The organism is Hymenobacter mellowenesis (assembly GCF_030581005.1).
Lineage (GTDB): Bacteria > Bacteroidota > Bacteroidia > Cytophagales > Hymenobacteraceae > Hymenobacter > Hymenobacter mellowenesis.
Genome location: NZ_JAUQSX010000009.1, coordinates 32106 through 54455, shown reverse-complemented (window position 1 = coordinate 54455; position 22350 = coordinate 32106). Strand labels below are relative to the sequence as shown.

Below are 22350 nucleotides of genomic sequence, written 5' to 3'. Positions count from 1 at the left end.
GAACGTCATCAGAGCGCAGCGAAGCATCTTGCTCGCAATAGTAATCCTGTTGATTGGATTGCGTTGCGCGGTAAAGATGCTTCGCTACGCTCTGCATGACGTTCTTGTTTTTCCCTACATCTATCCCAATTCCCAGGTTCTCCTCCTTGCTTCCCGCCCCCCACTTCACCGCCTCCCACTTCACCGCCCCCGCCGGCACCATCATCGGCCGGGCCGACGGGCCGGTGCTGCGCGCCACGGGCATCCGCTACGCCCGCGCCGCGCGCTTTCATCCACCCACCCCGGAGCCGCCCGCCACAGAGCCCATTGAGGCCACGGCGCCCGCCCCCGCCTGCCCGCAGTTGGCCGACCCGCGCGTGGACCAGGTGATGGGCGACCTGTTTGCCGCTCTCAGCTTTGACGAAGACTGCCTGCGCCTGTCCATTACCCTGCCCGCCGATTTTCGGACCGCTGAGGGCTTGCCCGTCATCGTGTGGGTGCACGGCGGCTCTTATGTATCTGGCGCGGGCGACTTGGCCATTTACGACCCCGCCACCTGGGTGGCCGAGCAGCGCGTGGTGTTCGTGGCCGTGACGTACCGGCTGGGCTTGTTTGGGTTTCTGGGCAGCGGCAGCACCCCGCCGAACCTGGGCTTGCTCGATTTGCTGGAAGCCTTGCGCTGGGTGCAGCGCAACATTACCGCCTTTGGCGGCGACCCGGCTTTGGTGACGATGTTCGGCCACTCATCGGGCGCCGATGCCATTGCCCAGCTGATGCTGACGGCAGGCGCGGCCAGCCTGTTCCGGCGTGTGATGCTGCACAGCGCGCCGCTGGGCCTCACCCGAGGCCGCCAGCGAATGCTGCGCGCCATGAGCCGGGCCGTGGGTCCGCTCTCACCTACCGCATCGGTGGCTGAGGTGCTGGCCCGCGAAGGCGCCGTGGTCAAAGCCGCCCGCTGGCAGGGCCTGAAAGGCGGGATGCCCTTCGGCCCGCAGTACGGCGCCGCGCCCCTTCCGCCCGAAACCGAAATTGACGCCACCTGGGCCGCCGTGGCCCCGCACATCGACGTGCTCATCGGCGCCACGGCCGAGGAAACCCGCTTTTTCGCCGTCATCGACCCAACGTTTAATTGGCTGCAACGCCTGCCGCTGGCGGGCGGCCGCGTGGTACGCTTGCTTACGGAGGTTACGTCGCGCCGCATTTACCTGGCGCCGGCGCGGGCATTTGCCGCGCGGCAGGCCCGGGCGGGCGGCCGCGCCTGGCGGTTCGTGCTCACCTACCAGCCACCCGGCAGCCCGTTCGGAGCCGCGCACGTGGTCGATTTGCCGCTGCTGCTGGGCAACCGTGCCGGCTGGGCCGCCACGCCGCTGCTGGGCACGGCCGATTGGGAAGAATTCGACGCCGTCGGCCGGCAGGTGCGGCAGCTCTGGGCCGATTTTGCCCGCACCGGCACGCTGCCGGACAAGGTAACTATTCCGGGCGTGCTGGAGGTGGAAAAGGCATAACGTCTGTCATCCTGAGCGTAGCGAAGGACCTTATAACCGCAGAACGACCGGTTCTAGCGCGATAAGGTCCTTCGCTGCGCTCAGGATGACAGGGGGCCTCCACTGTAAAAAATTGGCCAAAACCTCCAAAAAAAAGCCTCCTACAGTTGGCAGGAGCGGCTTAAATCGGCTTACCTTTCGCCACGTTCTTTCTCACGCTCTTCGCCGCTCAATTCCCGCCCTCCCCCATGCAGACCACTGCCCACGCCCCCGAAGCCCTGTTTCCCGATTCGCTGCTCGTTGAGGTAGCGTGGGAAGTCTGCAACCAGGTGGGCGGCATCTACACCGTTATTCGCTCGAAGGTGCCGGCCACCATGCCCGTGTGGGGCGACCGGTACTGCCTGCTCGGCCCCTACTTCCCCAACATGGCCCAGGGCGAGTTCGAGCCCTACGACGACCTCGAAATCCACACCGCCGCCGACCCATTCGGCGCGGCCGTGCGGACCATGCGCGCCCAGGGCTACGACGTGCAGATTGGTACCTGGCTGGTGACGGGCCGGCCCCGCGTGGTGCTCATCAACCCGTTTCAGGCCTACGGCCGGCTGGGCCAGCTGAAGTCGGACCTGTGGGCCCGCCACGGCATTCCAGCGCCGGACAACGACGATTTGCTGCACCAGGTCATTGCTTTCGGGCATCTCACCACGGTTTTCTTCCAGCACGTAGCAGCCCAGGTGAAGCCCGAGCAGCGCCTGCTGTGCCACTTCCACGAGTGGATGACCGGCGTGGCCATTCCGGAGCTGCGCCGCCTGCAAGTGCCCGCGCACTTCCTCTTCACCACCCACGCCACGCTGCTGGGCCGCTACCTGGCCATGAACGACCCGGCCTTCTACGACCACCTCATGTGGGTGAACTGGGAGGCCGAGGCCAAGCATTTCAACATCGAGTCGGCGGTGAAGATGGAGCGCGCCGCCGCCCACGGCAGCCACGTTTTCACCACCGTAAGCGAGCTGACGGTGCGCGAATGCATTTACTTGCTGGACCGGATTCCGGACGCGGTGCTGCCCAACGGCCTCAACATCGAGCGGTTCGTGGCCTTGCACGAGTTTCAGAACCTGCACCAGCAATACAAGGCCAAGATTCACGAATTCGTGATGGCGCACTTCTTCCAGTCGTACGCCTTCGACCTGGACAAGACGCTGTATTTCTTCACCTCGGGCCGCTACGAGTACCACAACAAGGGCTTCGACCTGACCCTGGAAGCCCTGGCGCGCCTCAATCACCGCCTGCAGCACAGCGGCCTGGAAGGCCAGGTGGTGATGTTTTTCATCACTAAACGCCCCTACACCAGCATCAACCCGCAGGTGCTGGAGCGTCGCGCCTTGCTGGATGAGGTGCACGAAACCTGCCAGGCCATTGAGCGGCAGGTAGGCGAGCGCCTGTTCTACGCCGCCGCCGCCAGCCAGGACCACAAGCTGCCCGACCTCAGCGCCATGGTGGACGACTACTGGAAGCTGCGCTACCGCCGCACCCTCCAAACCTGGAAGACCAACACCCTGCCGCCCGTCATCACCCACAACCTGGTGAACGACCAGGACGACGACATCCTGAACTTCATGCGCCGGGCCAACCTGCTCAACCACAAGCACGACCGGGTGAAAATGGTGTACCACCCCGACTTCGTGTCGCCGGCCTCGCCGCTGCTGGGGATGGAGTACGGGCAGTTTGTGCGCGGCTGCCACATGGGCGTGTTTCCGAGCTACTACGAGCCCTGGGGCTATACCCCGCTCGAATGCGTGGCCCGCGGCGTGCCCGCCATCACCTCCGACCTGTCGGGCTTCGGCGACTACGCCCTGCAAAACGTGCCCGACCCCGAAAGCAAAGGCATCTTCGTGGTGCATCGCCAGGAAAAATCCTTCGACGAATCGGCCGAGGAGCTCTGCAACATGCTCTGGGACTTCGTGCTGCTCAGCCGCCGCGAGCGCATCATGCAGCGCAACGCCGTGGAAAGCTCCGCCGAACTCTTCGACTGGAAAAACCTGCGCGTGTACTACGACCGGGCCTACGCGCTGGCGCTGGAACGGCGGTAGGCTAAGGCACTGGTTATGAAGCTACCCTTTGGCGATAAGCTCGAAATAATGTTGCGGGATGGCCGCCTTCCAATAGGCATCGGCATGTCACTCATAGCATCGGTAGGCCTAATAGACAAGCTGTCCGATTCAGACTATTCGCTACTGGAGATATTGCTCGCAGTCGCATTCATTATTTCTGGACTATTTCTAATCTACCAAAGCATAAACAAGCATAAGGCGCTTTGGGCACTTGCTGCCGACGCCAGCCGTGTTACCGGAAGCTTTGAACCATCCCGCACAACGAGCCAAGAGCTTGATGGAACGACTTATTATCGCGTGGTTTACAGTTACCCGTTTGATGGGCTAACTTATACTCACTCCGTGGAGACAAACTATTTAGAAAAATACAGCAGTCAAGAACTCATTTTCATTCAGCGCTCACGGCCAGCAAATGCTGTTTTTGCCGCCGACTTACCGGGCGTAGTACGAGAAAAACTACTGACCATAACATCCATCTGATTTTATGCGCAACAGCGTGAATACGTTGGCGGTAGTCAGCATTGCATCAATAACCACTGCCGCACTCGCCCACGAGTTCTGGCTCGAAGCCCCGCGCTTCCGCCTTTCGCCGGGCGCCACAGTTAATGTGCATACCTTCATCGGGGCCGACTTCAAGGGCGAACCCTGGACCACCAAAGCCACCAAAGTGCTGCGCCTGGTGCGCTACGGCCCCACCCCCGCCGATAGCACCAACCTCACGCCCCAAAACGCCACCGATACCGATACTTTCCGCACCAGCTTCACCTTTGCGCAGCCCGGCACCCACGTGGTGCTCATGCGCTCCACCAATTCCTTCATCGAATTGCCCGCCGCCGAGTTCACCGCCTACCTGCGCGAGGAAGGCCTCGACTACGCCCTGAAGCTGCGCCAGGAAAACGACGAAATGACCAAGCCCGGCCGCGAAACCTACCGCCGCTGCGCCAAAGCCCTGGTGCAGGTAGGCGAAGCCGCCGCCACCGCGCCCGCCACCGACAGCGCCTGCCGCCAAATCTACGGCCTGCCCCTGGAGCTGGTGCCCGAGCAAAACCCCTACCGCGTGACCTTGGATAAATCATTGACCGTTCGCGTATTGCGCAATGGCAAACCGGCTTTTGGGGCGGCCGTGCAGGTGTGGCAGCGCCAGCCGGGCGGGCTGCCCACCACTCATTTTACCATGCGCGCCAACCAAAACGGCCGGATTTTGTTACGGTTGTCAGGCCCTGGTCCCTACCTACTGGCGGCCGTGGATATGACGGCCGCGCCCGCCCGGCTGCGCGACCGCGCCGACTGGCAATCTACCTGGGCTTCGCTTACTTTTGCGGGGCCGGCCGGTGGGGCGTCGCGGCCCGGCACAAAATAGTAGTTGCTTCACCCACAATTTTGGGTTTTTTATTTACCTTCGCCGTTCCCTTACTCCCCTCGCTTACGCTGTATGAAGTACACGATTGATAAAAAAGATAGCTACACCATCATCACCATTGAGGAGAAGAAGCTCGACACCACCGTTGCGCCCGACCTCAAATCGGAGTTTGTGAAGCTGAACGCTGAAGGCATCAACAACCTGATTCTGGACCTCACCAATGTGAAGTATACGGATTCGTCGGGCCTGAGCTCCATCCTGATTGCCAACCGTTTGTGCAACTCCACGGGCGGCCTGTTGGTCCTCACCGGCCTGCAAGACCACGTGCTCAAGCTCATCACCATCAGCAAACTGGAGTCGGTGCTACACATCCTGCCCACCGTGGAAGAAGGCATCGACCGCGTGTTTCTGCACGCCATCGAGCGCGACCTGACGGACAAGGAGTAATTCTTCTAGCCGCAGGCTATAAGCTGCAAGCCGCAAGCTGCTGTTCTGCTTTTAGCCAGGACAATAGCTTGCGGCTTGCAGCTTATAGCCTGCGGCTTTCTCATACGTATGACTTTCGAGCTGAAGATATTAGGGTCGGCCTCGGCCACGCCCGTGGTGGGGCGCCACCCCACGGCCCAGGTGCTCACGGTAGGCGCGTGCACCTATCTGATTGACTGTGGCGAAGGCGCGCAGTGGCAGATGCTGGAGCACCGCGTGCGCCCCCACCACCTGCGCGCCATCTTCATCTCGCACCTGCACGGCGACCATTATTTCGGGCTCTTCGGCCTGCTGGGCACCATGCACCTGCAGGGCCGCACGCAGCCGTTGCGCATCATCGGCCCGCCGGGCCTCGATGAAGTGCTGGTGACCCAGGCCCGCGTCTCGAACATGCACCTGGCCTTCGTCATGGAGTTCACGGCCGTGGATACGGAAACCCACGCCGTGGTGTATGAGGACGAGCTGATTACGGTGGCCTCTTTGCCCATGCGCCACCGCATTCCGTGCGCGGGCTACCTGTTTGTGGAAAAGCCGCGCCGGGCCAACCTGCTGAAGGAAAAGCTGCCGCCCGGCCTGCGCCCCGAGCAGCTGGCCCGCTTGGCGCAGGGCGAAGACCTGCCCGCCGACGACCAGCACCCCGCCCTGCGCCACGCCGATGTTTCGGCGCCCGCACCGCCGCCGCGCCGCTACGCCTTCTTCTCCGATACGCTCTACACCCCGGCCCTGGCCCCCCTCATCCAGGGTGTCGACCTGCTCTACCACGAGGCCACCTTCCTGGAAGAACTGCGGGAGCGCGCCGCCCAAACCCACCACAGCACCGCCCGCCAGGCCGCCATGATGGCGGAGACTGCCGCGGTGAAGCGCTTGCTTATCGGCCACTTTTCCAGCCGCTACAAGGGCCTCGAACCGTTGCTGGAAGAAGCCCAGGCCGTGTACCCCGAGGCCGAGCTGGCCACAGAAGGGCTGACGGTGAGCTTGTAAGAACAATCCTCCTGTCATCCTGAGCATTCTGCGATTAAAGCAGAGACGAAGGACCTTATCAAGGTTGAATAGTTCGTTCGCCCGCGATAAGGTCCTTCGCTACGCTCAGGATGACAAAATTTTATATTCATGACTCCTTTCGCGCACAAGAAGCAGCAGCTTTACCTCGTACTCAGCGGCATTTTTCTGGTGAATGCGCTGCTGGCCGAAATCATCGGCGTCAAGATATTTTCGGCCGATAAGCTGATGGGCCTGCCCGGCAATCTTACGGCCGGCGTGCTCATCTGGCCGGTGGTGTTCGTGACGACGGATATCATCAACGAGTATTTCGGCAAGGCCGGGGTGCTGCGCATCAGCTACCTGACGGTGGTGCTTATCCTGTTTGCCTTTGGTGTTATCTACCTCACCACCAAGCTGCCACCGGCCGATTTCTGGCTCGATGTAAATAAGACCGATAACTTGGGCCGGCCGTTCAACATCGATTTTGCCTACCAGAGTATTTTCCGGCAGGGGCTGGGCATTATCACAGGCTCCATTGTGGCGTTTGGCGTGGGACAGGTAATGGATGCGACCATTTTTGCGGCCATTCGCAAGGCTACGGGCGGGCGCTTCGTGTGGCTGCGGGCCACGGGCTCGACACTGGTTTCGCAGCTGGTCGATTCGTTTGTGGTGCTGTACGTGGCGTTTTATGTGTTCGGTAACTGGTCGATGGACCAGGTGCTGAGCGTGGCCAATACCAATTACTGGTACAAGTTCGCGGCGGCCATTTTGCTCACGCCGGTGCTGTATCTGGCGCATTTCCTGATTGACCGCTACCTGGGCCCGGACGAAACAGCCGAGTTGCAGGAAGAAGCCGTGGTAAATGCGAGCGTGTAACTTTTTTCGGCTCGCCGGCCTTTCATCGCCATGCGACTTTCCTACTTCCTGCTGGCGGCCGGGGCCCTGCTGCCCGCCGCGGCCCGCGCCCAATACAACTTTGCGCCGGGCACTTACCAATTAGCCAACGGCTCGAAAGGAGAAGCCTCGCTGAAGCTGCAACTGGCCGAAAACGGCAGCCCGACCATGATGGTGGGCGTAAAAAACGGCAAGGAGCGCCGGTTTCGCGCCGCTGAAATCACGGCTTTCACGGTGGAAAGCCACCGGTTTGTGCGGGTGAATGACTTCCGTTTTCTGAGCGGCACCGATGCGGATTTCAAAGACCCTGCGTTGCTTGAAATCCTGGAAACCGGGCCGGTGGAGCTGTTTTGCTACCACTACCAGGTGGAAATGGGCCCCAACTTTAAGGCCCATGTGAAGCTGCCGGTGCTGCGCAAAGCCGGCACGAGTACGTTCTTTGCATACTGTCCCGGCCGCACGCCGGGGTTCGACCAAAAATTGGCGCCGGGCGGCTTCGTCGCGGCCCTGTTTCCGGCCGACCCCGTATTGCAACGCCAATTTGCCACCAACGCCGTCAGTCGGGCCCAGCTCGCTGCCGCCGTGCATGCCTACAACCAAGGCGTGCGCTTACCTTAATCTGGTTGTTAGTTGCTCGTTGTCAGTTGTTAGCCAAATGGCTGGCCTGACAACAAACAACTAACAACCGACAACTAAAACCCACGCATGTCCCGCATTCTTACTGGCATTCAAAGCACCGGCCGCCCGCACTTGGGCAACCTGCTCGGAGCCATCCTGCCCGCCATCGAGCTGTCGAAAAACCCGCAGAACGACACCCTCTACTTCATTGCCGACCTGCACTCGCTCACGACCGTGCGCGACCCGGCCGTGCTGCGCGCTAATACTTACGCCGTGGCCGCCGCGTGGTTGGCCTGCGGCTTCGACACCGAGAAAAACCTGTTTTACCGGCAGTCCGACGTGCCGCAGGTGACCGAGCTGACCTGGTACCTGAGCTGCTTCACGCCCTATCCGATGCTGGCCAACGCGCACTCGTTCAAGGATAAGAGTGACCGGTTATCGGACGTGAATGCGGGCCTCTTCACCTACCCGGTGCTCATGGCGGCTGATATTCTGCTCTACGACGCCGAGTTTGTGCCCGTGGGCAAAGACCAGATTCAGCACCTGGAAATTGCCCGCGACATTGCCCACGCTTTTAACTCCCGCTACGGCGACACGCTGGTGCCCCCGCAGGCCCGCGTCGATGCCGAGTTGATGACCATTCCCGGCACAGACGGCGCCAAAATGAGCAAAAGTTACGGCAACATCATCGACGTATTCGCACCCGAAAAAGAGCTGCTGAAGGCCGTGAAGAGCATCATTTCGGATAGTACGCCGCTGGAAGAGCCGAAGAATCCAGACACAGACGTGACGTTTAAGCTCTACTCGTTGCTGGCCTCGCCGGCTGAGGTTGAGACGATGCGCGCCAATTACCTGGCCGGCGGCTACGGCTACGGCCACGCCAAAAAAGAGCTTTACGAATTGATTCTGCGCCGTTTTGCCACGGAGCGCGAGCGGTTCGATTTCTACATGAATAACCTACCCGAATTGGATGCGGCTTTAGCCATTGGGGCGAAACGCGCGCAGGAATACGGCGCGGGCGTGTTGGCCAAAGTGCGCCAGAAGGTTGGCTACGGCCCGGCGTAGCGGCGCCGCTTGTCATTGCGAGGAGGCACGACGAAGCAATCCGTCCTGTTCTCAGCGACCAACCTGATAATGTGACGAGGCCTTTTTCTATTAAAAAGTCCCGGTACTGCATGGTGCCGGGGCTTTCTGGTTTAAAAACATGTCTGGTCTTGACAGGACGGATTGCCACGGCCTACGGCCTCGCAATGACAGACGGCGCTCCTACCCTTCGTGCTGCTGCTGGTGCGAGAAGCTGAAACCCACCTTGCTGCCACGGCTTACCTGCTGGTTTTCACTCTTCTGCTTCACGCTGATTTTCTGGATTTCGGGGAGTAGCGGGGCCACCAAGTCGTTGTTGACGGCGGCAATCATGGCGCTTTCCACGAAGAGGCGCATGGTTTCGGGCTTGATGAGGTTGTCGGACATGTCGTTGTCGGGCAGTTCCAACTGCTGCACGCCTTCGAGGAAATAATGGTATTCGATGTTGACCAGCAGGCGGCCTACCAGGTAGCCGGGGTCGTTGAGGCGCTGGTACTTGATGCTATCGGCCATGAAGTTATAGGCCATGATGTGGCCAAAGAAGCGCCGCCGAAAATCGGCTTCGACGTACTTACTGGGCATGGGGCCGTAATCGTCGGGGAAGGTGACGACGTTGGAGTGCATAACGAAGACCAGCAAATCGCCCGAAAACTTGATGTGAAACTCCATGTCGTTGATGGGGCGGTATTCGATGACGACGCTGGAATCAAGGGGCGTGAGCTTGCGGGTGAGCTCCACCACCAACTCCTGCGACACGAGGCGCAGGCAGTCGAACGCCGCCAACGTGTTGCGGTAGATGGCCTGCTTGGCCACGGATTTCTGCTTGAGGCCCTCGAAAATCTGGTCGAGGCGGTCGGCAGGCGCTTCGGTGGGCGAGCCCGCTTCGGCAGTGGGCTGGTTGTTGGTGGCGGTGGCACCGGTGTGAGCGGTTTCGGGCGCCGGGCCGGTGGCGGCGTCGCGGGCCGGGGTTTTGCGCGGGCGAGCGGGCTTTTTGCGGGGCGGCACGGCAGGCGGCAGCCCGGCGGGGACCGGCGGCACATCGGTGGAAAACAACTCGGGGGCGACGGATTTTTTGGTGGGTTTGGCCATGCGCGGAAAGGAAAAGCCCCCAGAAATGGCGGCGGAAGGAAAATAACGGCTCGGGCACCGGCACCGGCCGGCCCGGCAGCTCACTCAGGCTACAGGGGGGGTACGCAAGGAAGCCCGGCCGTAGTTGCATCATCGGCGGACAAGGGTTCAGAAAAACCTGCGTCGCCGGCTGTTGTCAAAGTTGGCGGCGCGCTGAGGGCAGCCGCAGCCGGCCACTGCGGGCTGCGAAAAGCCACCGTGCGCAGACCCAACCGCAGGCCGCCCGCCCCCGGCAGCAGCATGGGCTGCGCCGACGGCTGGGCCAGGGCCTCTCCCACGCTGCGCACGGCGCCGGCCGGCACGGCGCGGCGCTCCAGCTCGGCCAGCAGCTTCGTGCCCGATACTTCGGCAATGCGCTGCGTCAGCAGTTGCTCCAGCTCGGCGCGATGGGCCACGCGAGCGGAGTTGGTTTGATAGTCTGCATCAATAGACCAAGCCGAACGGGCCAGGGCAAAGCAGAGCTGCCGGAATTGCCCGTCGGTCCCCACGGCCAGCACCAGGCGCTGCCCGTCGGCGGCCTGGTACACGGTGCCGTAGGGCACAATGCTGGGGTGGCCCGAGCCCAAAGGCTGCGGGTCGTGGCCCGTGACCAGGTAGGTGGCGGCCTGATTGGCGAGGGCCGACAACGCGCTTTCCAGCAAACTCACCTGCACCAGCGTGCCACGCCCGGTGCGCTCGCGCTGAAATAGCGCCGTGAGCAAGCCTTCTTTCAATTGGTGCGCGGCCAGCAAATCAACCATGGCCACAGGCATTTTCTGGGGCGGCTGGCCGGGGCCAGCGGCGTTGAGATACATGAAGCCGGCTTCGGCTTGCAGCACGGCATCGTAGCCGGCACGGGCGTTGTCGGGACCGTAGCCGGTGAGGTGGCCGTAGATGAGGCGCGGATTTTCGGCGGAGAGTGTAGCGTAGTCAGCCCGCAATTTTTCTGCGTCGCCCGGCTTGTAGCTGGTGAGGATGATATCGGCATGCGCGGCCAGCTGGTGCAGACGGGCCTGGCCGGCGGGCGTAGTCAGGTCCAGCACCGTGGACTGCTTGCCCCAGTTGGAAGCGGCGAAATAGGCCGAAACGGAGGCATCGCCAGTTGCCGGGGCATCGGTTGTGGCAGACGTTTCGGCGCTGGTTTTCCAGGTGCGGGTAACGTCGCCGGCCGGGCTTTCTACCTTCAGCACTTCCGCGCCTAATTCGGCAAAAAACTGGCCCACCTGCGGGCCGGCCAGCACAGAGGCAAGTTCGAGGACGCGGAGGTGGGCGAAAGGCAGCTGTGATGACATACCGGGCAGGATGGAAAGCCGGCAAGCTACGCGCCACCGCCAACAATTGCCTCAGTTGGCCAGATAGCCGTAGTCGCGCAGCTGCTCGCGCACGTCGCCGTCAAGCCGCAGCAGCCGGCCCTGGTGCAGCAGGTACACCACGTCGCAGATGGGCAGCACCTCGGCGTAGCGGTGGTCGGTAATGAGCAGGCCTTTGCGTGATTTTAGGCGCTGCATTTCCTCGGCCAGGGTTTCGACGTGTACCGGCATCACGCCCGAAAACGGCTCATCGAACAGCGAAAACGCCGTGGGCTGATGCAGCAACAGCAGCGCCTGCACCAGCCGAGCCGACCCGCCCGACAGCTCGCCGATGCGCAAACCAAACTGCGAGCGCAGCTCCGGGAAGCGAGCCGTGGCTTTTTCAAGGTCGACGCCCAACATGCGGGCCGACCGGGCCAGCGACAGCGACGGCGGCAACAGCGGCTCCTGCGGCAGGTAATTCATCAGCCCCGGCTCCCGAAACGCGGGCACCACGCGCCGGCCATCCACCCGCACCGAGGCATCGGCCACGGCGCGGGCCCCGAAAATGGTTTGGAGCAGCACGGATTTGCCACTGCCGTTGCGGCCCAGCAGGCCCACAATCTGGCCGGTTTGCACGCGCAGGTAAATGTTGCCCAGCACCTGCCGCTCGCCAAATACGATGCGAATACCATCGGCTTCTAACACCTGCAATTTGGCTTGGTTATCAAAATATTGACTCATGACAGCAAGGCCCGCATGAGCAAAGCGCCGCCCAGAAACAGCAGCGCATCAAGCGCCACCACCCCGGCCCACAGCCGTCGCCGCGACACGTTCAGGTTGAAGTAAAACCAGTACTGGCCCGGCCGCAGCTGTTCCGAGAGGTACCACACCACCGGCGCGGTGGTCAGCTTGGTAAGCACCAACGCCGGCAACATACCCCCGCTCCAACCTTCCTGAATGGCCGGCAGCAGCACCGCCAGCAGTATCAGCGCCGACACGCCGAGCATAAACGGCGCAACGCTGCGGTAGAACAGGCCCACGGCCCGCAGTTGAGTAGCCAGAATGGTCATTGAAGTTGCTTGGTTCGGCGGGTGAACGCCGCGGCTGGTTGATTATTCTACCCGCCCGGTGCGGACGAAAACCGGGAACGTGGCCGGGCGCGCCTCCGGCCCCCACAGTTGCCGCAGCTCATCGGCTACCAGGGCCACCATGTCGGCCCCGGCGTGCTGCCGGGCGTAGTTGGCCGTGGCCGACCAGGTGCGCAGATAGTTCAGCATATCCCCTGCCGTCCAGTGCTTTACCACGGCGAAGCGGGCGTGCCGCACGTCGGCAAACGGGAAGGGCAGGTTGGCGTACTCGTTTTCGATGTGGCGGCGGTTGGCGTCCCAGTATGGGGCCGAGGTCACATCGTGAAACTCATCGAGCACGCGGTTCAACTCAGGCGTTTCGAGGCGGCACAGGTTGTAGCCCCACTCAGCCAGCACCGCGCCGGGGCGGGCCACGCGGCGCACTTCGCGGTGGTAGGCTTCGCTGTCGAACCAGTGCACGGCCTGGGCCACGGTAATGAGGTCGAAGCGCTGATTGGGGAAGGGCGTGTGCTCGGCCGTGGCGCGCTGGTACTGGATATTGGGCCGCGCGGGCGCCTGGGCCAGCTGGTTTTGGCTGAGGTCGGTAGCATCGACGCGCACGAAGGAATCGGCAAGTACGGCCGCCACCTGGCCGTTGCCGGTGGCGCAGTCCCAGGCCCGTTCGCGGCTTTCTACCTGCGGCAGCAGCCAATCGTAGAGCTCGGCGGGGTAGGCAATACGGTAGCGGGAATAATCGGCGGCCTGGGTGGAGAAACGGTCGAGGGTGGGCATGGGAGTGGTGGGGTTGTTAGGTTGGTGGACAGGTGGGCCAAAGGAACGTCATGCAGAGCGCAGTGAAGCATCTTGCCCGCCACCACTAATCCTATCTGTTGGTTTACTTGCTACGGGCAAGATGCTTCGCTGCGCTCTGCATGACGTTCTTTTTGCGCAGTTCCGTCCGTTGCCGCCTCAACCGCTGCCCGCCGTATCTTTACCTCAAATCAAGCGGTTTGCTGACCACGGCATCAAGGTCAGCCTTTTACAACTCTTACCAAGCTGAACCTTGACGTTTCACGAATTTAGCCTCCATGACGACCTGCTGGCCGGCATCGACGCCATGAATTACCAGCAGGCCACCCCCGTGCAGGAGCAGGCCATCCCCAAAATCCTCGAAGGCAAAGACCTGATTGCCTGCGCCCAAACCGGCACCGGCAAAACCGCCGCCTATTTGCTGCCGCTCCTCGACAAGATTTCGCACGCCAAGCACGGCCACACCACCACCCTCATTCTGGTGCCCACCCGCGAGCTGGCCACCCAGATTGACGAGCAGGTGATGGGCTTTGGCTACTACGTGGAAGCCAGCTCCATCGCCATCTACGGCGGCGGCAAATCGGAGAACTGGGAGCAGCAGAAACGCGCCCTCACCTCCGGCGCCGACATCATCATCGCCACGCCCGGCCGCCTCATCGCCCACCTGCAAATGGGCTACGTGAAGTTCGACCAAATCAAGTACCTGGTATTGGATGAGGCCGACAAGATGATGGACATGGGTTTCTCCGACGACATCTTCAACATCGTGCGCCAGCTGCCCAAGGAGCGCCAGACGCTGCTGTTCTCGGCCACCATGCCACAGAAAATCCGCGACTTCTCGCAGCAGATTCTCAAGAACCCGGATGAAATCCGGCTGGCCGTGTCCAAACCGGCCGCCGGCATCGACCAGCAGTTCTACATGGCGTACGACCGCCAGAAAATCTACATCCTCGAGCATCTTATCAAGACGCAGGATGTGCAGAGCATGGTACTCTTCACCAGCCAGAAAGCGGCCGTGGGCGGCATCGTGAAGGCCGTGAACAAGCTCGGCATCGAGGCCCGCGGCATCAGCTCCGACCGCACTCAGGAGGAGCGCGAGGAAATCATGCGCGCCTTCAAAAACAAGCAGTTCCCCATCCTGGTGGCCACCGACGTGCTCAGCCGCGGCATCGACATCGACTCGCTGAGCCACGTGGTGAACTACGACATCCCGCGCGCCGCCGAGGACTATGTGCACCGCATCGGCCGCACCGCCCGCGCCGCCACCAAAGGCACCGCCATCACCTTCATTTCCGACCAGGACCAGGACCGGGTAGTGAAAATCGAGCGCCTCATCGAGCGCGACATCGAGAAGCAGAAAATCACCGAAGCACTGGGCCTGGGCGAGGCGCCCGAGTTCGACCCCAAGCGCTTCGCCGGCCTGGGAGGTAAAATTGGTGGCCGCCCAACCCGTGGCGGCCACGGCGGCGGACATGGCGGCGGAGGCCGCGACCGTGGCCCCCGCTCTGAAGGTGACCGCGGCCCGCGCCGCGAAGGTGGCGGTGGTGGCCGCGATGGCGGCCGTGACGGCGGTAAACCCCGCCGCGACGCCCCCGACCCCAAAGACCCCAAGCACTTGGAGCGCCTCGCCGCCGCTAAAAACGCCTTGGCCGCCCTCGATGCCGGCCACGCGCCCGCCGTGCCCTACCAGCGCCCGCCCCGCCCCGAAGGCGAAGAGCGCCGCGACCGGGGCCCCCGCCCCGAGCGCGCCCCGCGCCCGGAAGGCGAAGCCCGGCCGCCGCGCGAGCCCCGAGCCCCACAGCCCGAGGGTGAGGCCCGCCCACCCCGTGAGCCCCGGCCCGAAGGCGAAGCCCGCGAGCCTCGGGCTGATGGCGAGCGCCGCCGCAGCCGTGGGGGCCGCAACCGCAAGCGCGGGCCCAAACCGGAGGGGACTGGCGAAACCAGTACACCCGTAGCCCCAGTGGCAGAGTAACGCAAAGACACAAAAAAGCCCCGCACTCGTAAGTAGCGGGGCTTTTTTTTGCTTGGCATTTGCGGGCTGCTCACGGATACACGCAGCCGTTGTTCATCACAGCCCACTCTCCAAATTTGTCCTTATAAACGGCCGCAGTCATAATTCGGCGCACGTCGTTGTTGCTGTTTGTGTAGTGCGTGGTAGCGGTGAAGTCAATTTTAGCCGCTGTAACCAAGGCGTCCCGCGGAATGCCGTTCACGATATCGGCCCCGTTGGCTTCTTCCGAATCACCGATGAGAATGTCATTTATGGCTACCGTGACGGCCGGGCTCATGTTGTTTCCCGGTACAACCCACACTTTTTTTAACGCCGCCGCGATGTCTTCCTTGGTCGGCTTGGCCCCAGAGCCAGATGAGCAAGCCGACAACAAGGCCAGCATAACGATAATGAAGACAGAGCCGCGCATTGGATTGGGAATTGGTTGAAAGCAAATATAAATAGCTGCTCAGCAGTATTTGATTTACTCCCAATAAATTCCTTTTGCACTGTCGAATTTCTCACACCACCGCCGAATTTCTGCCAAACCCGGCCTTAAAATCAAACATTATCTGTCTGGCTTACGCCACATTACCCCACCACTTGCCCCACCCCAAACAGCAGCGTGAAGACCAGCGTGCTCAGCGCCATCTGCTTCAGCAGCGGGTCAATCTGCATCGATTCCTGCCGCTGCCACACCTGAATGGCATTAAAGGCGAACAGCGGCACCGCCAGCGCAAACAGCCACTGCCACGGCGAATGGTAGGTGAGGGCCACGAACACCGTGGCGCAGCCTAGCCCGATGATGAGCAGCAGCCAGTGGTAGCGCCGCGCGTGCACCGCTCCCAGCCGCACCGGGATGGTGATTTTGCCGGCCAGCACGTCGGAATTGATGTCGCGGATGTTGTTCACGTTCAGCACGGCCGTGGCGAAGCAGCCGAGTGCGGCGGCCGGCAGTAGCACCTGCAACGGCAGGCTGCGGGCCTGCAGGAAGTAGGTGCCGCACACCCCCACCAGCCCGAAAAACAGGAACACCGAAATGTCGCCCAAACCTGCGTAGCCATACGGGTTCGAGCCCGCCGTGTAGTTCACCGCCGCCCAGATGGCCGCCAGCCCCAGCGCCAGAAACCCCAGGAACAAGCCCAGCCCGGCCGCGCCCAGCGCCACCCAGAGCAGCGCCAGCCCGCTGCCCAGCGCCAGCAGCCCGCAAATCCACATGCCGCGCTTCATCTGGGCCGGGGTGATGGCGCCGCTTTGCACAGCGCGCTGCGGGCCCTGGCGGTGCACGCTGTCGGCGCCGTTCTGGGAGTCGCCGTAGTCGTTGGCCAGGTTGCTGAGGATTTGGAGCAGGATGGTGGTCAGGGCCGCCAGGCCTACCACGAGGCCGTTGAACTGGCCATTGGCTTTGGCTAAAAACCCGCCCGTGAGGATGCTGGCCAGGGCCAGTGGCAGGGTGCGGGGGCGGAAAGCAGAAATCCAGGGCGACATGGGCAACGGGAGCAGCAACGGGAAACGAACAACACACAAAGAACGTCATGCTGAGCGCAGCCGAAGCATCTCTACCGCAGTAGTAATCCCTTTAATTGGATTGCTTTGTGCGGTAGAGATGCTTCGGCTGCGCTCAGCATGACGTTCTACGAAATCGAAAACGGCAAAAACTACTTCGTGATATCAGCCACCAGCTCGGGGCTCAGCGGCGTCACTTTGGAGTTGTAGAACTTCACAACGTGGCCCTTTTCGTCGACCAGATACTTGCAGAAATTCCAGGAAGGCGCGTCACTCACGGCACCGTTCACGGTTTTGTCCGACAAATATTTGTAAAGCGGAGCCGCGTCATCGCCCTTTACCGACACGGTTTCAAACAGCGGGAATGTCACGCCGTAGTTCTTCTCGCAGAAGGACGCTACTTCGAGGTTCGAGGCCAGCTCCTGCTTGAAGCTGTTGGACGGAAAACCGAGCACCACCACCTTGTTGCCGTATTTCTTCGAAAGCTCCTCCAGCTCCTTATACTGCGGAGTGAAGCCGCACTTGGAAGCCGTATTCACGATGAGCAGCTTCTTGCCCTTGTACTTGCTCAGCTTCACGTCTTTACCATCAATTGATTTCACCTTGAAATCATAAACGGAAGGCGCAGTTTTGGCGGTTTCGACGGGCGTGGTCATGGCGGTGGAGGCGGCGGGCTTGGCGGCGATGAAAACCACGGCCGTAGCGGCAGTGGCCAGTGTGAGAAACAGGGAATTTTTCATGAATGGGGTGATGCGGAGTTAATTAATTGAGTGCCTAACCATACGAGGGCCGGCAGGGTTTCGGACCTTGGCCTCCTGGTTATTTGCAGGGAAGCAGGCGCAAGTTATTTAAGCAGCCAGAAATGAGGTGATTTCACCTGAATACGTAAGCGTGAGCCGGTGCATGGCGCGCGTGCAGGCCACGTAAAGCATGCTCCGGTCCACGTCCGTTTGGTAATTGCGGGCCGACGCAAAGGGCACAATGACTTCATCAAACTCCAGACCCTTGGCCAGATGGGCCGTGGTGATGATGACGCCTTCTTTGAATAGTGTGGAGTCCTCCGTGAGCAGCTGAGCGCCTTGGTTTTCAAGCGCTTCGGCCACCTGCGCAGCTTGCCGGGACGTTTTGCAGATAATGCCCAACGAGTTGCTGCCGGAGCTTTTGAAAGCCGCGGCTAGCTGCTGAAGGGATTTCAACTCTTCGTCGGGGCTATTGTAACGCACGATGGCGGGCTCCTGGCCGTGCCGTTCCAGCGGAATGATGTTGGGGTTGGGCGTGATGCGCTGCGCGAAGGCCGTGATTTCCATCGTGGAGCGGTAGCTGCGGTAGAGCCGCACGATGTCGGCCTGCGGGAAGACGCGCTCAATGGTTTCGGCCGACGAGGCGCTGTAGGGGTTCACCGTCTGGTTGACATCGCCCAGAATGGTTTTGCGGCAGTTGAACACCCGCGACAGCACGGCATACTGCACCGGCGTGTAATCCTGCATCTCGTCCACTAGCAGGTGCTTCACGTGGTCGTAAGCCGAGATGCCTTCCAGGCGGATGCGCAGGTAAATCAGGGCGAAAACGTCGGCGTATTCCAGGGTCTGGCCGGGCTCGAAGCGGAACAGTTCGGGCCGGCCCAGCCAGCGGTAGAAGTCGCGGTAGAAATCCAGCACGTTATTGAACCGGAACATGCGCGTGAGCGCCTCGCCAATCGTGCTTTTCTCCCCGTTGGTCAGCTTGCGGTTGGCGGCGGTGCGCACGTAGGCGCGCACGTCATCGCTCACCAGCGGGAAGCGTTTGAGCAGCGGCACCCGGTGGTAGCCTTTGAATTTATCAAGCAGCAATTGGCGCGGCACCACGGTGCGGCCCACCCGCAGCTCACTCGCTGCGAAATAGTTATTCTCGACGTGCAGCAGGTATTTGTTGAGCTGGCTGAGGAAGTCGAATGAGGATTTGAACCGAATGCGCTCGATAAACGCGGGATTGTGCTGCTCCAGCAGCGCCGACACCTGCTCGAAAAAGGTCTGAAATTGGAATTGGTTGCCGAGCAAATCGGCGGCCAGCTCCTCCATCACGGTTTCGGGAATATGCTCTTCGCCTAACTCAGGCAGCACGTTCGAGATGTAGTCAGCAAAGACTTTGTTGGGCGAAAGAATGAGGATGTCTTTGGCCCCGATAGTGTCGCGGAAGCGGTAGAGCAGAAACGCAATGCGGTGCAGGGCAATGGACGTTTTGCCCGAGCCGGCCACCCCCTGAATCACCATCACTGTGGCCTCCTCGTTGCGGATAACGGCGTTCTGGTCGCGCTGAATGGTGGCGACGATGTTCTTCATCTTATCGTCCGAGGACTTGGCCAGCTCGCGCTGCAGCACCTCGTCGTGGATGTTCACGCCGTTTTCAATCATAAAATCCAGCCGCCCATCCTGGATTTTGTACTGCCGCTTCAGGTCGATGCGGCCGTGAATGAGACCGGACGGAGTGTTATACGATGCTTCGCCCAGCTCAAAATCGTAGAACATGGACGAGACGGGCGCCCGCCAGTCGTAGATGAGGCCGCGGCGCTGCCGCTCATCCACGAAGGAATGCACGCCGATGTACACCGGCATGGTGCCCCCCTTCGCGGTGGTGAAGTCGATGCGGCCGAAGTAGGGCGACTGCGCCAGCTTGATGAGCTTGCGCTTGCGGGCCACGGCGCCGGCGCCGGTGTAGGCCATGCGGTCGATGGACTGACCGGCGGCCACCATATCGGCCTCATCCATGCCCGACTGGTTTTCGTGAATGTACTCTTTCTTCTCCCGCAATTCGCTGGAAAACTGCCGCACGGAATCATCCACCCGCCGCACCGCCAGCGCCAGCTGCTCCTTAATTTCTTCGAGGTATTCCCGCTCTTCTTGTTCCGTTGCGTTCATCGCGGGCATTTCTTTAGTCTGCTGTAGCGTGGACTCTGCGAGTCCGCGCATCGTCCGGTTCACGCGCGGACTCGCAGAGTCCACGCAACAAATCAGGTTGTCGGCGGCGTTAGCCACTTCTCCAGCTGCACCGGCTGGTAGGTTGCCATTTGCTTCAACAACTCTTCCGGGTTAGCCGATTGCAGGAGCTGGGCGCGGTTTTCAGCGCGCAGCAACTGGTCGTCGCGCATGCGGTCGAGGGATTGCAGAAGCAGGTCGTAGTAGCCGTCCACGTTGAGCAAGGCCACGGGCTTGCGATGCAGGCCGAGCTGGCCCCAGGTCAGCACTTCGAACAGCTCTTCGAGGGTGCCGTAGCCGCCGGGCATGGCAATGAAGCCATCGGCGCGGTCGGCCATCATGAGCTTGCGCTCGTGCATGGACTTCACGACGTGCAATTCCGTGCATCCCTTGTGGGCCAGCTCTTTGGCATCCAGAAAATCGGGAATGACGCCAATGACCTGGCCGCCCTCCGCCAGCACGGCATCGGCAATGGTGCCCATGAGTCCCACGCGGCCGCCGCCGTATACCAGCGTGATGTTTTGGGCCACCATGGCGGCGGCCAGGGCCTGCGCCTGGGTGATGTAGTTCGGGTTGGTTCCGGCACTGGAACCGCAGTAAACGGCAATGCTTTTCATGACAATTCTATTTCGAGGAATAACAAGGAACGTCATGCCGAGCGCAGCGAAGCATCTCGCGTGCTGTCACTAAATCATTTTTCAACGATTGTGAATTACTACCACACGCGAGATGCTTCGCTGCGCTCGGCATGACGTTCCTTGTTATTCCGTTTTATACTACATGCGCTCGGGCACCTGCATCCCCAACAGCTTCAGCGACTGCTTAAGCTGCTCGCCTACGCGGGCCGACAGGGCCACCCGCAGGCTGCGCTTGGCCACGTCGGTTTCCTGAAAAATGGAGACTTCGGCGTAGAACCGATTGTAAGCCTTCGCCAAATCGTAGGCGTACTGCGCGATGACAGCGGGCGAGAGGTTGCGGGCCGCTTCAGCCACCACGGAATCGTAGCGGGCCAGCTCCTGCATCAGCTCGCGCTCGGTGCCTTCGAGGCTGGCAATCTGGCTCCAATCCGCCGATTCATCAATACCCAGCTCGGCGGCTTTGCGGCGGATGGCGGCAATGCGGGCGTGCGAATACTGAATGAACGGGCCGGTGTGGCCTTCGAGGCTGACGGACTCTTCGGGATTGAATAGCATGCGCTTCTTCGGGTCCACCTTCAGGAGGTAATATTTCAGTGCGCCCAAGCCCAGCATGTGGTAGAGCTCTTCCAGCTCATCGTCGCTGAGGCCTTCGGTTTTGCCTTTTTCGAGGGTGGCGGCTTTGGCGGCGGCCACCACGTCGCGCACCAGCTCGTCAGCATCCACTACGGTGCCTTCGCGCGATTTCATTTTGCCGGAGGGCAAATCCACCATGCCGTAGCTGAGGTGGTGGATGGCGTCGGCGTAGGGCTTGCCCAGCTTTTTGAGCGTGGCTTGCAGCACCTGCATGTGGTAGTTCTGCTCGTCGGCGATGACGTAGATGCTGCTGTCGTAGCCGAAATCCTGGTACTTGAGCTCGGCCGTGCCCAGGTCCTGGGTGATGTAGACGCTGGTGCCGTCGGCGCGGAGCAGGAGCTTTTCGTCGAGGCCTTCGGCTTGCAAATCGACCCAGACGGAGCCGTTTTCCTTTTTGAAGAAGACGCCTTTTTCGAGGCCTTCTTCCACCCGCTCCTTACCCAGCAGGTAGGTTTCGGACTCGTAGTAGTACTGGTCGAAATCGACGCCGATGTTCTTATAAGTCTCGTCGAAGCCTTCGTACACCCAGCCGTTCATCTGGCTCCAGAGGGCTTTCACCTCCGGGTCGCCGGCTTCCCAGGCTTGCAGCATTAGCTGGGCCTCGGTCATGAGCGGGGCGCTTTTCTTGGCGATGTCGGTGGCCACGCCTTCGGCTTCGAGCTGCCGGATTTCTTCACGGTAGTGCTTCTCAAACAGCACGTAGTACTTGCCGGCGAGGTGGTCGCCCTTCATGCCGGCCTGCTCGGGGGTTTCGCCGTGGCCGAAGTGCTGGTAGGCAATCATCGACTTGCAGATGTGGATGCCCCGGTCGTTCACCAGGTTGGCTTTGGTGACGGTGGCACCGGTGGCTTTCAGAATCTCGGCTACCGAGTAGCCCAGGAAGTTGTTGCGCAGGTGGCCCAGGTGCAGGGGCTTGTTGGTGTTGGGCGAGGAGTATTCGACCACCACGTTTTGCGGGCCGCCGGCCGTGCCCACGGGCGCAGTGGCGGGCTGGGCGCGCAGCTGATTGAACACGGCCAGCCACTCGGCATCGGCGATTTCGAGATTCAGAAAGCCTTTCACCACGTTGTAGCCGCTCACGCGGGGCTCGTGGGCTTTCAGCCACTCGCCCAGGGCCTGGCCGATTTGCTCCGGCCCCTTGCCAAAGGCCTTGGTGAGCGGGAACGTGACGAGGGTGAAGCTGCCGGCAAACTCCTTGCGCGTGGGCTGGAGCGTGAGGCTGGCGGCGGGGATTTCAAGGCCAAAAACTGCCTGGGCGGCGGTTTGCAGGGCGGTTTTGAGGGAGGATTCTAACTGTTGCACGGGGCAAAGGTACGGGCCGTTGCAGGTAGCACGAAGCTAAAGTTCGCGCTACTGCCCAGCG

The 22350-nt window shown here is 61.5% G+C and carries 21 protein-coding genes; 10 read left to right on the top strand and 11 right to left on the bottom strand.

Going from position 1 to position 22350, the window contains the following annotated elements; genetic code table 11:
- The first annotated feature begins 146 nt into the window (after nucleotides 1-146).
- The 9 genes from Q5H92_RS16870 to trpS all read left to right on the top strand — a co-directional run bounded on the left by Q5H92_RS16870 (nucleotide 147) and on the right by trpS (nucleotide 8975).
- Nucleotides 147-1484 (top strand): carboxylesterase family protein, encoded by a 1338-nt coding sequence (locus Q5H92_RS16870; RefSeq protein WP_305012721.1) that lies wholly within the window; start codon nucleotides 147-149, stop codon nucleotides 1482-1484.
- A gap of 227 nt (nucleotides 1485-1711) precedes the next feature.
- Entirely contained in the window at nucleotides 1712-3550 is a 1839-nt protein-coding gene (locus tag Q5H92_RS16865) for a glycosyltransferase (RefSeq protein ID WP_305012720.1), read from the top strand.
- A gap of 15 nt (nucleotides 3551-3565) precedes the next feature.
- On the top strand, nucleotides 3566-4051 hold the full coding sequence (locus Q5H92_RS16860; protein ID WP_305012719.1) for a hypothetical protein: 486 nt from the start codon (nucleotides 3566-3568) through the stop codon (nucleotides 4049-4051).
- Nucleotides 4052-4055: 4 nt separating this feature from the next.
- Nucleotides 4056-4931, top strand: coding sequence for a DUF4198 domain-containing protein (locus Q5H92_RS16855; RefSeq protein ID WP_305012718.1), 876 nt, complete (start codon nucleotides 4056-4058; stop codon nucleotides 4929-4931).
- 72 nt (nucleotides 4932-5003) lie between these two features.
- Nucleotides 5004-5378, top strand: coding sequence for an STAS domain-containing protein (locus Q5H92_RS16850; protein WP_168675310.1), 375 nt, complete (start codon nucleotides 5004-5006; stop codon nucleotides 5376-5378).
- A gap of 108 nt (nucleotides 5379-5486) precedes the next feature.
- Nucleotides 5487-6398 (top strand): ribonuclease Z, encoded by a 912-nt coding sequence (locus Q5H92_RS16845; RefSeq protein ID WP_305012717.1) that lies wholly within the window; start codon nucleotides 5487-5489, stop codon nucleotides 6396-6398.
- 129 nt (nucleotides 6399-6527) lie between these two features.
- Complete coding sequence (locus Q5H92_RS16840) at nucleotides 6528-7274, top strand: queuosine precursor transporter (RefSeq protein ID WP_305012716.1); 747 nt, start codon at nucleotides 6528-6530, stop codon at nucleotides 7272-7274.
- 30 nt (nucleotides 7275-7304) lie between these two features.
- On the top strand, nucleotides 7305-7910 hold the full coding sequence (locus tag Q5H92_RS16835; RefSeq protein ID WP_305012715.1) for a hypothetical protein: 606 nt from the start codon (nucleotides 7305-7307) through the stop codon (nucleotides 7908-7910).
- An 87-nt stretch (nucleotides 7911-7997) separates the two neighbouring features.
- Nucleotides 7998-8975: a tryptophan--tRNA ligase gene (gene trpS / locus Q5H92_RS16830; RefSeq protein WP_305012714.1), complete on the top strand. Its 978-nt coding sequence runs from the start codon at nucleotides 7998-8000 to the stop codon at nucleotides 8973-8975.
- Nucleotides 8976-9176: 201 nt separating this feature from the next.
- Here the strand turns inward: trpS and Q5H92_RS16825 are convergent, their stop codons facing one another.
- From Q5H92_RS16825 to Q5H92_RS16805, 5 genes are all read right to left on the bottom strand, one after another.
- Complete coding sequence (locus Q5H92_RS16825) at nucleotides 9177-10082, bottom strand: hypothetical protein (RefSeq protein WP_305012713.1); 906 nt, start codon at nucleotides 10080-10082, stop codon at nucleotides 9177-9179.
- Between the two features lie 89 nt (nucleotides 10083-10171).
- A complete protein-coding gene (locus Q5H92_RS16820) occupies nucleotides 10172-11392 on the bottom strand; it encodes a CaiB/BaiF CoA transferase family protein (protein ID WP_305012712.1) in 1221 nt (406 codons plus the stop codon).
- Between the two features lie 51 nt (nucleotides 11393-11443).
- Complete coding sequence (locus tag Q5H92_RS16815; protein WP_305012711.1) at nucleotides 11444-12133, bottom strand: ATP-binding cassette domain-containing protein; 690 nt, start codon at nucleotides 12131-12133, stop codon at nucleotides 11444-11446.
- Nucleotides 12130-12462: a hypothetical protein gene (locus tag Q5H92_RS16810; protein ID WP_305012710.1), complete on the bottom strand. Its 333-nt coding sequence runs from the start codon at nucleotides 12460-12462 to the stop codon at nucleotides 12130-12132. Before Q5H92_RS16810 ends, Q5H92_RS16815 begins: the two co-directional genes overlap by 4 nt.
- Nucleotides 12463-12504: 42 nt before the next feature.
- On the bottom strand, nucleotides 12505-13251 hold the full coding sequence (locus Q5H92_RS16805) for a class I SAM-dependent methyltransferase (protein ID WP_305012709.1): 747 nt from the start codon (nucleotides 13249-13251) through the stop codon (nucleotides 12505-12507).
- Between the two features lie 271 nt (nucleotides 13252-13522).
- Here Q5H92_RS16805 and Q5H92_RS16800 point away from each other — a divergent pair, with 271 nt between their 5' ends.
- On the top strand, nucleotides 13523-15241 hold the full coding sequence (locus Q5H92_RS16800; protein ID WP_369811161.1) for a DEAD/DEAH box helicase: 1719 nt from the start codon (nucleotides 13523-13525) through the stop codon (nucleotides 15239-15241).
- A gap of 70 nt (nucleotides 15242-15311) precedes the next feature.
- Here Q5H92_RS16800 and Q5H92_RS16795 read toward each other — a convergent pair whose 3' ends face one another.
- From Q5H92_RS16795 to argS, 6 genes are all read right to left on the bottom strand, one after another.
- A complete protein-coding gene (locus Q5H92_RS16795; RefSeq protein WP_305012708.1) occupies nucleotides 15312-15689 on the bottom strand; it encodes a hypothetical protein in 378 nt (125 codons plus the stop codon).
- 161 nt (nucleotides 15690-15850) lie between these two features.
- Nucleotides 15851-16747: a 1,4-dihydroxy-2-naphthoate polyprenyltransferase gene (locus Q5H92_RS16790; protein WP_305012707.1), complete on the bottom strand. Its 897-nt coding sequence runs from the start codon at nucleotides 16745-16747 to the stop codon at nucleotides 15851-15853.
- Between the two features lie 170 nt (nucleotides 16748-16917).
- Nucleotides 16918-17505 (bottom strand): glutathione peroxidase, encoded by a 588-nt coding sequence (locus Q5H92_RS16785; RefSeq protein ID WP_305012706.1) that lies wholly within the window; start codon nucleotides 17503-17505, stop codon nucleotides 16918-16920.
- Between the two features lie 108 nt (nucleotides 17506-17613).
- Nucleotides 17614-19659, bottom strand: a complete 2046-nt coding sequence (locus Q5H92_RS16780) for a HelD family protein (RefSeq protein WP_305012705.1) — start codon at nucleotides 19657-19659, stop codon at nucleotides 17614-17616.
- Between the two features lie 92 nt (nucleotides 19660-19751).
- A complete protein-coding gene (locus Q5H92_RS16775; protein ID WP_305012704.1) occupies nucleotides 19752-20333 on the bottom strand; it encodes an LOG family protein in 582 nt (193 codons plus the stop codon).
- A gap of 159 nt (nucleotides 20334-20492) precedes the next feature.
- A complete protein-coding gene (gene argS, locus Q5H92_RS16770) occupies nucleotides 20493-22289 on the bottom strand; it encodes an arginine--tRNA ligase (protein WP_305012703.1) in 1797 nt (598 codons plus the stop codon).
- Nucleotides 22290-22350: the final 61 nt, after the last annotated feature.